This window comes from Deltaproteobacteria bacterium (genome assembly GCA_026712905.1).
In the GTDB taxonomy this organism is placed as follows: domain Bacteria; phylum Desulfobacterota; class Binatia; order UBA9968; family JAJDTQ01; genus JAJDTQ01.
Genome location: JAPOPM010000077.1, coordinates 87,558 through 96,505, shown reverse-complemented (window position 1 = coordinate 96,505; position 8,948 = coordinate 87,558). Strand labels below are relative to the sequence as shown.

At 66.1% G+C, this 8,948-nt stretch carries 11 protein-coding genes; 8 read left to right on the top strand and 3 right to left on the bottom strand.

The annotated features are described in order from the left end of the window. Window positions 1-8: 8 nt before the first annotated feature. Window positions 9-236 (bottom strand): type II toxin-antitoxin system HicB family antitoxin, encoded by a 228-nt coding sequence (locus OXF11_06260; GenBank protein ID MCY4486707.1) that lies wholly within the window; start codon window positions 234-236, stop codon window positions 9-11. 132 nt (window positions 237-368) lie between these two features. Beyond that, window positions 369-1,130, bottom strand: coding sequence for an SDR family NAD(P)-dependent oxidoreductase (locus OXF11_06255; protein MCY4486706.1), 762 nt, complete (start codon window positions 1,128-1,130; stop codon window positions 369-371). Window positions 1,131-1,282: 152 nt separating this feature from the next. Here OXF11_06255 and OXF11_06250 point away from each other — a divergent pair, with 152 nt between their 5' ends. The 4 genes from OXF11_06250 to OXF11_06235 all read left to right on the top strand — a co-directional run bounded on the left by OXF11_06250 (window position 1,283) and on the right by OXF11_06235 (window position 4,431). Beyond that, entirely contained in the window at window positions 1,283-1,612 is a 330-nt protein-coding gene (locus OXF11_06250) for a hypothetical protein (protein ID MCY4486705.1), read from the top strand. A 71-nt stretch (window positions 1,613-1,683) separates the two neighbouring features. Next, a complete protein-coding gene (locus tag OXF11_06245) occupies window positions 1,684-2,196 on the top strand; it encodes a VOC family protein (protein MCY4486704.1) in 513 nt (170 codons plus the stop codon). A gap of 94 nt (window positions 2,197-2,290) precedes the next feature. Beyond that, complete coding sequence (locus OXF11_06240; protein MCY4486703.1) at window positions 2,291-3,481, top strand: dihydrolipoamide acetyltransferase family protein; 1,191 nt, start codon at window positions 2,291-2,293, stop codon at window positions 3,479-3,481. A gap of 26 nt (window positions 3,482-3,507) precedes the next feature. Continuing rightward, complete coding sequence (locus OXF11_06235) at window positions 3,508-4,431, top strand: HNH endonuclease (protein ID MCY4486702.1); 924 nt, start codon at window positions 3,508-3,510, stop codon at window positions 4,429-4,431. A 75-nt stretch (window positions 4,432-4,506) separates the two neighbouring features. Here the strand turns inward: OXF11_06235 and OXF11_06230 are convergent, their stop codons facing one another. Next, window positions 4,507-5,598 (bottom strand): nicotinamidase, encoded by a 1,092-nt coding sequence (locus OXF11_06230; protein MCY4486701.1) that lies wholly within the window; start codon window positions 5,596-5,598, stop codon window positions 4,507-4,509. 87 nt (window positions 5,599-5,685) lie between these two features. Here OXF11_06230 and OXF11_06225 point away from each other — a divergent pair, with 87 nt between their 5' ends. The 4 genes from OXF11_06225 to OXF11_06210 are packed head-to-tail and all read left to right on the top strand — an operon-like array spanning window position 5,686 to window position 8,925. Further along, complete coding sequence (locus OXF11_06225; protein MCY4486700.1) at window positions 5,686-6,543, top strand: 50S ribosomal protein L11 methyltransferase; 858 nt, start codon at window positions 5,686-5,688, stop codon at window positions 6,541-6,543. Then, window positions 6,540-7,286: a 16S rRNA (uracil(1498)-N(3))-methyltransferase gene (locus OXF11_06220; GenBank protein ID MCY4486699.1), complete on the top strand. Its 747-nt coding sequence runs from the start codon at window positions 6,540-6,542 to the stop codon at window positions 7,284-7,286. The genes OXF11_06225 and OXF11_06220 overlap by 4 nt, the downstream gene beginning before the upstream one ends. A 41-nt stretch (window positions 7,287-7,327) precedes the next feature. Then, window positions 7,328-7,522, top strand: a complete 195-nt coding sequence (locus OXF11_06215; protein ID MCY4486698.1) for a hypothetical protein — start codon at window positions 7,328-7,330, stop codon at window positions 7,520-7,522. 29 nt (window positions 7,523-7,551) lie between these two features. Then, window positions 7,552-8,925 (top strand): amidase, encoded by a 1,374-nt coding sequence (locus OXF11_06210; GenBank protein MCY4486697.1) that lies wholly within the window; start codon window positions 7,552-7,554, stop codon window positions 8,923-8,925. The last annotated feature ends 23 nt before the right edge of the window (window positions 8,926-8,948 follow it).

Genomic DNA, 8,948 nt, shown 5'->3' with positions numbered 1-8,948 from the left:
CGTGCCATCTAGAAGGTAATTCCGGCTTCGGCAATGAAGACTTCCAACGCTGGCGAGTCGCTGTCGAAGACGTCAGGACCGAACGTCTCGATGTGGAACGTGATAGCCGACTTGACATCAGAAAGGGCGTCTTCGTAGGTGTCGCCTTGGCCGGCGACGACGCCTCGCAGTCCGAGCGGATAGGCAACATACCCATCGCTGTGCTTCTCAACAATGACCCTGAGCTGTTTCGTCATATGGGCCCCCTGTCTGCGGGGATCTTTGCTCTCTTCCCGGACTCCCTCAGCGACCCCTTCCGTTAACTTTGCCCATTCAACCTGGATTATGCAAAGGTCTTCCGCACGAGAACGCTCCTCGCTTGCTTCCGCCTAGTGGATGATCCCGCCGCCTTCCACCACCAGCAACTGCCCGGTCATGAAGTCGCTGTCGGCGCTGGCCAGGAACAGCGCGGTGCCGGTGACGTCCTCGGGCACCTGGATACGCTTGAAGGCCCGGCGGCCGGCGCTGTCGGACCGCCGTTTGCGGATCTCGTCGGTGATGACGTCCTCGCTCATGGTGGAGCCCGGCGTCATGCAATTCACGTTGATGTTCCAGTCGCCGAGTTGCCGGGACATGACGCGCGTCAGCGCCACCACCCCGCCCTTGGAGCTGGTGTAGTGCGGCATGTTGCTGGTGCCGTTCAGGAACGTCCCCGAGGCGATGTTGATGATCTTGCCGGACTGCTGGTCCTTCATGACCGGGATGACGGCGCGGCAGCACATGAACACGCCCTTGAGGTTCACCTCCATGACCCGGTCCCATTCGTCCAGCGGGCAGTCCTCCACCCGTCCCATCCACATCTGCTGGGTCACGTAGATGGCGGCGTTGTTGAGCAGCACGTCGATGCGGCCGAAGCGGTCGAGGGTTTCGGCCACGAGGCCCTCGATGCTGTCGTATCGGCTCACGTCGGTGGAACGCGCCCACCCCATCTGACCCGCCCGATTCAGCTCTTCGGCCACGGATTCGCCCGCGGCGCCGTCGATGTCGGCGATGACGACCTGGCCTCCCTCCTCCGCGAACCGCTTCGCGTAAGCCTTGCCGAGTCCGTGTCCGCCGCCGGTGATGATGGTGACCTTGTCCTTGAGTCGCATGGATGCCTCCCGTTTCGGATGGCGGCGAGTATAGCACACCGGACGGAGCGATCGTCCGCGGCGCGGTCCGCCGATTGATCTATCCTTCCCTGTAGGCGTAAAAAGGAGAAGCGGCGCCGCCGCCGCGCATACGGGCAGACAGGAGGTTTACCGTGCAATTCGTTCGATTGTTCACCGGGGACGACGGCCAGTCCCACTTCGAGGATATGGATGCCAGCGCGGAAGGCGGCCGTTTCTTCGAAACCCTGCCGGTCACCGGCCTGGTCTTGAAGAACGATCCGGCCACCCATCTGGGAGACTTTCATACCGCTCCGCGGCGCCAATACTGCATCACCCTCGCGGGTTCCGCCGAGATCCGGGTGGGCGACGGCACCTCGCGGACCTTCGTGGCGGGCGACGTTTTCCTCGCCGAGGATGTTACCGGGCAGGGCCACACGCTGGTGCCGGACAACTGGGCCAGGGCCTTCGTTCACATCGACTGAGAAACGCCAAAGAGAACACGGGTCACGGGGGCTCCAAGACTTCCCCGTTCCTGCAAGGAAAGGAGACGGACATGAGCAGTGAGGAAATAACCCCGGTCAAGGTCAAGAAGATCGGGCACGTGGTGTTCAACGTGAGCGACCTCGAGCGCAGCACCAAGTTCTGGACGGAGATCATGGGGTTCCACGTGTCGGACGTGAACGAGCGCGGCATGATCTTTCTCCGCAACGCGTCGGATCACCATACCGTCGCGCTGTTCCCGTCCAAGTCCAACAAGGGGCAGCCCGAGCCGGACCAGGTGGCGTTCAACCATTTCGCCCTGGAGGTGGGAACCGTCACCGAGCTGTTCAAGATCCGCGACTTCCTGAAGGCCAAGGGCGTGCCCATCCTGTACGAAGGGCGCAGAGGGCCCGGCTGCAACCCGGGAGTGGAGTTCACCGATCCCGACGGCTTCCAGATCGAGCTCTATGCCTCCATGGACCAGATCGGCTGGGAGGGCGAGAGCCGGCCGGCCGAGCAATGGTCCCGCGCCACCACCCTTGAGGAAGTGCTGGAGAAGCCCATCCCCGGCGTCTTCTACGAGTGATCCGAACAACCCCGGGGCAGGGGCCGTGCGGCTCCTGCCCCGTCTCCTATCCAAGGCTACAGCAAAGCTGAACCCGATGGCGGTGAATGTCATAATGCCGGCCATGGGCGCGACCCAAGAAACGGGCCGGCTGGTGCGCTGGCTCAAGCAGGAAGGGGACTCCGTCACCAAGGGCGAGATGTTGATGGAGGTGGAGACGGACAAATCGGTGGTGGAGGTGGAGGCGCCGGCTTCGGGAATCCTGGCCCGCGTCACCGCGGTTCCGGATGACGACATCCCCGTGGGGCAGACCATCGCACTGGTCATGGAGCCGGGTGAGGCGACATCCGCGCCGGGGAAATCCGCAAGCCCGGCGCGTCCGGGCAAGCGCAAGGGTCGCGCGCCAACGCGGCAGCCAACGAAGGCCCCGGCGGTGGTAGCGCCATCGCACGCGGCCGACCCACGAACAGGACGAACTCTCGCATCTCCTGCGGCCAAGCGGCTGGCGAAAGAGCAGGGCCTGGATCTCGCCGGTCTGACGGGCACGGGACCGGAGGGCGCGGTGGTGGCCCGCGACGTGCTTTCCACGGCCACGGACGCGCCGGCGGAAGCCGGTGCCGGGCGTTCCGTCCCTCTCAGCCGCATGCGCCGCCTCATCGGCGAGCGCATGGCCTCCAGCAAGCAAACGGCGCCGCACTTCTACCTCGACATGGAGGTGGACATGACCGGCGTCGAGTCCCGGCGCGAGGCGTTGAAGCAGCAGGGGACGGGTTCGGTTCCGTCCGTCAACGACTTCATCCTGAAGGCCGTGGGCAGGGCGCTGGCGGAATCGCCGGCCATGAACGCGTCGTGGACGGACAAGGGAATCGAACAGTATGGCGAAGTCAACCTCGGCATGGCCGTAGCCGTCGACGACGGCCTCGTGGTCCCGGTGATCCGCAATGCCGACAAGCTGCCCCTGGAGGAGCTGGCGCTGCGCAGCCGTGAGCTGGCAACCCAGGCTCAGAACCGCAAGCTGATGCCTACGGATTACCAGGGCGGCACGTTCACGGTATCCAACCTCGGCATGTTCGGCGTCGACAGCTTCACCGCCATCATCAATCCACCGCAATGCGGCATCCTGGCCGTGGGCCGTGTGGCGCCCCGCGTGGTGCCGCATGACGGTCATATCGCCATCCGCTCCATGATGACCATGACCCTGTCCGCCGACCATCGCGTCGTGGACGGCGCCATCGGCGCCCGGTTCCTGCAACGGGTCAAGCTGCGTCTGGAGGACGGTTTGGAGACAGCAGTATCATCTGCCTGACTCTCGGTTGCGGGGATGCACCCTTAATGGAATTCGACCGAAACTACGATGCGCGAGTTAGAAACGCTGCTTTTGAGTGGCTTGCGCACCAGGTTTCACTCCATGGCGACGTATTGTCGCGTGAAAGGCTTGCACGGGGATTCGAGCTGGACCAACGACGGGTTCCGTTGCTAAGTCCGCAAGGGATATTCAAGCCCGCCGTCATGTCTGTGCCGTTGTCTATCACCATCGCTCCCGATGGGCCATACGACGATGAGTTCGGCTACGACAATCTCTTGAGATACCGGTATCGTGGAACGGATCCGCAGCACCGCGACAACGTCGGACTGCGGTTCACGATGCAACACAAACTCCCGCTCGCCTATTTTCACGGGATCGTTCCGGCGAGGTACTTGGCGATCTGGCCTGCGTACATCGTCCGCGACGCACCTGAGGATCTCGCATTTTCGGTAGCAGTGGACGATCCCGATCGGCTCGAGTTGTTCTCACAGGTGCCCTACGATACCGGAACCGTAGCCGATATTCGGCGAGAGTACCTCACGACAACGGCTGTGCGCCGGCTGCACCAACGCGCGTTCCGTGAGAGGGTCCTGCGGGCGTACCGTCATCAGTGCGCCTTCTGCCGACTGCGTCATGGTGAGTTGCTTGACGCAGCGCACATTATTCCAGATACGGAGCCGGACGGTCAGCCGGTTGTGCGCAACGGCTTGTCGTTGTGTCGACTGCACCACGCCACGTTCGACCGTTTCTTCGTAGGGGTGCGGCCCGACAGGACCATTGAAGTGCGTACGGATATTCTCAAGGAATTTGATGGTCCGACACTTCAGCACGCGATTCAGGGGCTTCACGACCAGCCCATTGCGCTACCCCGCAGACCCGCGGACAGGCCCTCCGTCGAGTTCCTCTCCAGGCGATATGATCGATTCCTCGAAGTGGCCGGGGCCGTTTGAACGCGCCTTGTCACGGGAACGCAGCCGTCCGCGATCGTATTCCGCTACGCCTTCCCCGCCGCGCAGCGTTGTCGGTCACATCCCCGGCCAGCTCTCCATCGGCTCCGTGGACTTCACCAAGCGCATGCCGGCGGAAGCGGCCTCGTCCAGGGTCTGTTCGGCGGCTTCGGTGAAGTCGGCGGCGATGGCGCCGTCTTCACCCCGGACCACCACCGATGACATGCAGTCGGTCATAAGGTAGACCTTGCCCGCCAGCGACGGATCCTCCCGCCGGATCTCTTCCAGCAGGTCCTGTACGGTGCTCTTGACGCAGTGGCTGGCGGCCTGGCCGCCGACGATGAGCGCGTCGGCCTCCACCAGGGTCTTGTAGAAGCGTGCGTTGCGCTCCGCAAGGACGCCGCCGTCCCAGGTGGTCAGGACCTCGGGGCGCAGCACGGAGTAGTTCTCCGTCAGGTTGTGGGAGCCCTTGATCTCGGCCCAGGACTGGGTCGAGCGCGCCAGCGAGTGCAGCGTTCTGGCCTCGTCGACGACGCCCGTGACGGTGTGGCCGGGGCTTCCCACCAGGCAGTGGGGCGGCCACAGGTAGAGGGTGTAGCGGCCGCCGGCCGCCAGCTCGTGGTTGTAGAATCGGCACTGCTCCACCAGCCAGTCGTAGCCCTTGTCGGTGACCCACGGGGTCATGGCCGGGTTGGGGAGGACGTCCTCCTTCAGGACATTACCCGCGGGATCGATGTTGACCAGCACCTTGGCGTCGCGGCCGTCCACTGTGATCAGTGTATGAGGCGCCAGCGGCTCGCCGTGGGGGTCCACCCAGAACCAGGGAAAGAAGATCTGCAAGTTGTAGTGGCTGTCCAGGGTGCAGCGGATGTGGGTGAGCCGCGCGAGGTTGCGGTAGATGAACTCCGCGATGCGCCGGTTGTCGTCCACCGCGCCGCGGCCGTCGCGGCCGCCCACGTAGAGCGTGCCCTCGGGGTGGCAGAAGTCCCGCTGGACGTCGATGAGGAGTAGATCGATCCTCCTGGCATCGGCCGCCGCCGGCGTGATCCCGAACTCCCGCCGGAAGCGGTTGGCCTCCTCGAAGACCGTCATGCGGTCCGGCGCGTACGAGAAGTCCGCCGCGTTGTCGGCGCGGTAGCAGGCAGGCGTCTGTTCCATGTCCTGTGCCATAATGAGCCCATTCTACCAGCGGCCCGTCCCCAGGCAACACCCGCGTTGCCTTCCCCCGGCGGCCGGCCCTGTGACATATAGGAAGGCATGGTGGCCCGCTGGTTCGAGCTTTCCGTCCAGGCCGAAGGCCCGGTGCAGGACACGATCTCCAGCTTCCTCGTGGAACAAGGCTCCACGGGTGTTGTCTGCGGCGACCGTTCCCTGCGCGCGTTCTTTCCCGACACCGCCGACGCCGCCGCCCTCAAGCTCGCGGTCCGGCGCTATCTGCGCGGGCTCCGACAGGTCTTCCCGGATTGCCTCGTGGGGCGCACCCGCTGGCGGGTGATGGCCGGGAAGAACTGGCACGATTCCTGGCGCGGCCGCTTCAAGCCCCAACGGATCGGGCGCCGGCTCGTGGTGACGCCGCCGTGGCTCCCACCGCCGGAGAACCGCCGCCACGTGGTTTTCATCGAGCCCGCCATGGCCTTCGGCACCGGCACCCACGAGACCACCCGCTGCTGCCTCGAGCTGATCGACGAGTTGTGCGCCGGTGCCGCGCCGGCCAAGGCACTGGACGTGGGCACCGGGTCCGGCGTCCTCGCCATCGCCATGGCCCGGCTCGGGGTGGACGAGGTGCTGGCGCTGGACAACGATCCGGTGGCGCTGGAGGCGGCCCGGGTCAACCTCGGGCTCAACGGGATGGACGGGCCGGTGACCCTGAGCGGCATGCCCGTCGCCCGCGTCCGGCGCCGCTTCCCGCTGGTGGTGGCCAATATCATTCTGGAGACCCTCGTGGAGCTTGCGGCTCCGCTGAACCGGCGCGTGGCCGCCGGGGGTTCGCTGGTCCTGTCGGGGCTGCTGCGCGAACACGTTCCCGTGGTGATGCCGCGTTTCCGGGACTTCCGAATCGCCCAACGCAAGGACCGCAAGGAGTGGAGCACCGTGCTGCTCCGCAGGGAACCATGAGCCTGCCGCGCTTTCTCGTTTCGCCCGATTCGGTGCGCGACGGCAGCGCCACGGTGGCGGGTCCCGAGCTCGCGCACATGCGCAAGGTCTTGCGCCTCCGCCCCGGTTCCAGGGTGCTGCTGTGGGACGGCGAGGGCACCGAGCACGAGGCCCTGATCCGCGCTTATGAAGGTGGAGTTGCCGCCATGACCGTGGTACGGTCCTATCGCCCGGAGCGGGAGTCCCCCCTGGCGGTCACGCTGGCCCAGGCCGTGGGCAAGGGCGACAAGATGGACTGGATCGTGGAGAAGGCCACCGAGTTGGGGGTGACCCGAGTGACGCCGTTCTTCTCGTCGCATACGGTGCCGCGGTTCGGCGGCGACAAGGGCGAGCGCCGCCGCGAGCGCTGGCGGAAGATCGCCGCCGCGGCGGCGCGGCAGTCCGGGCGCACCCGCATCCCGGAGATCGACGAGCCGGACCGGTTCGACGCCATACTCGACCGGGACTGGCGGTGCGATGTCCGGCTGTTCTTCTGGGAAGACTCGCAAGGCAGGGGACTGGCTTCCCTTGAGAGAGAATTGAACAGCCCGCGGTCCGTGCTGGTGATGGTGGGCCCGGAAGGCGGTTTCAGCGGGGAGGAGGCGGCGCGAGCCGAGGCCCGCGGGTTTCGCACCGTGGGGCTCGGCCGGCGCATCCTGCGCACGGAGACCGCGGCCCTGGCGGCGGTGTGTGCCGTGCAGTTGTTGTGGGGCGACCTGGGGTGAGGCGGAGGAGGTACGACGTCATCGAGAACAGGAGGTTCGTCATGGACAAGGATACCGAGGAAACCCTGAGCCGGCTGCTGCGCCGCGCCGGGCTGGAAATGGCCGAGAGCGACCGCGCGCGCTTCATCCCCATGCTGGAAGACTACATGGAGAGCCTGGACAAGCTTCACTCCATCAACCTGGCCGGCGAACAGGTGGGCGGGGTCTTCCGCCCCGACACGGACGAAGACCGGTAGGGCGGTCTGCGCAACGACGAGGAACGGACATGTCGGATTTGTGTTTTTCCAGCATTGACAGCATCGCCCCGCGCTTGCAGAAGCGCGAGGTGTCGCCCGTGGAGTTGACGCAGGCCTATCTCGACCGGATTCATGCCGTGGACGGCGACCTGCACGCCTACGTGAACCTCATGGAGGAGGGCGCGCTGGCAGAGGCGCGCACGGCGGAGCGGGAGATTCAGAACGGCCGCTATCGGGGACCGCTGCACGGGATACCCTTCGCCGTCAAGGACCAGTACGACGTCGAAGGGGCACTCTCCATGGTGCGCATCCCGCAACCGCCCGGACCGGGAGAAGACTGCGCCGCGGTGCGCCGCCTGCGCGAGGCGGGAGCGGTACTGCTCGGCAAGCTCAACATGAGCGGCCTTCCGGGAGGCATCAAGGGGGCGCGGAATCCCTGGAACCTCGACCACGTGCCGGGAGGCTCCAGCACCGGTTCCGGTGCCGGCATCGCCGGCGGGCTGTGCATGGGCTCGCTGGGCGAGGACACCGCGGGATCCATCCGCAATCCCGCGTCCTTCTGCGGCATATCCGGCCTGAAGCCCACCTACGGGCGGGTCAGCAGGTTCGGACTGGCGCCGCTGGGGTGGTCGCTGGACACCGCCGGCCCCATGACCCGGGTGGTGGAGGATCTGGCGCATATGCTCCAGGTCCTGGCCGGCTTCGATCCCAGGGACCCCACCTCGAGTCAGGTGGAGGTCTCCGACTACAGCGCGGACCTGCGGGCCGGCGTTTCGGGCATGGTCGTCGGGGTGCCGCGGGATTACTTCAAGCTCATCGACACCGACCCCGAGGTCCTGGACCTGTTCGACCGAGCGCTGGCGGACCTTGAGTCCCTGGGCGCCAAGGTCCGGGACGTGTCGGTGCCGAGCATGGAGTATGCCACCATCGCCAACGGTCTCATCTACTCGTGCGAGTTCTACAACATCTGCCGGGCCGACATGGACGCGGCCATGTCGGGTGAGGCGTCGGAGTCCCGCCGCGCGCGCCTGTTCATCGGCGCGGTGTCCACCTCCGGCGACTACGTCCAGGCCCAGCGGATGCGCAGCCGCCTCAGGCGGGAGTTCAACGCGGTGTTCCGTGAGGTCCACGTCATGGCCCTTCCGACCAATCCGACCCCCGCGCCGCTGGCCGCGGAACTGGACGGACTGGACGCCGTGAACAAGATGCTGCGCCCGGACTACCCCTCGCCGGCCAACCTCGCCGGTGTGCCGGCCCTGGCCATTCCGTCCGGTTTCAATTCCAAGGGCCTGCCGGTGGGCATGCAGTTCTGGGGCAAGGCCTTCGCCGAGTCCACGCTGCTGAGGGTGGGCTACGCCTACCAGCAGCACGCCCGCTGGTTCGAGCGCCGGCCGCCGGGGTAGCACGCGGGCCGAGCGTCCCGCCC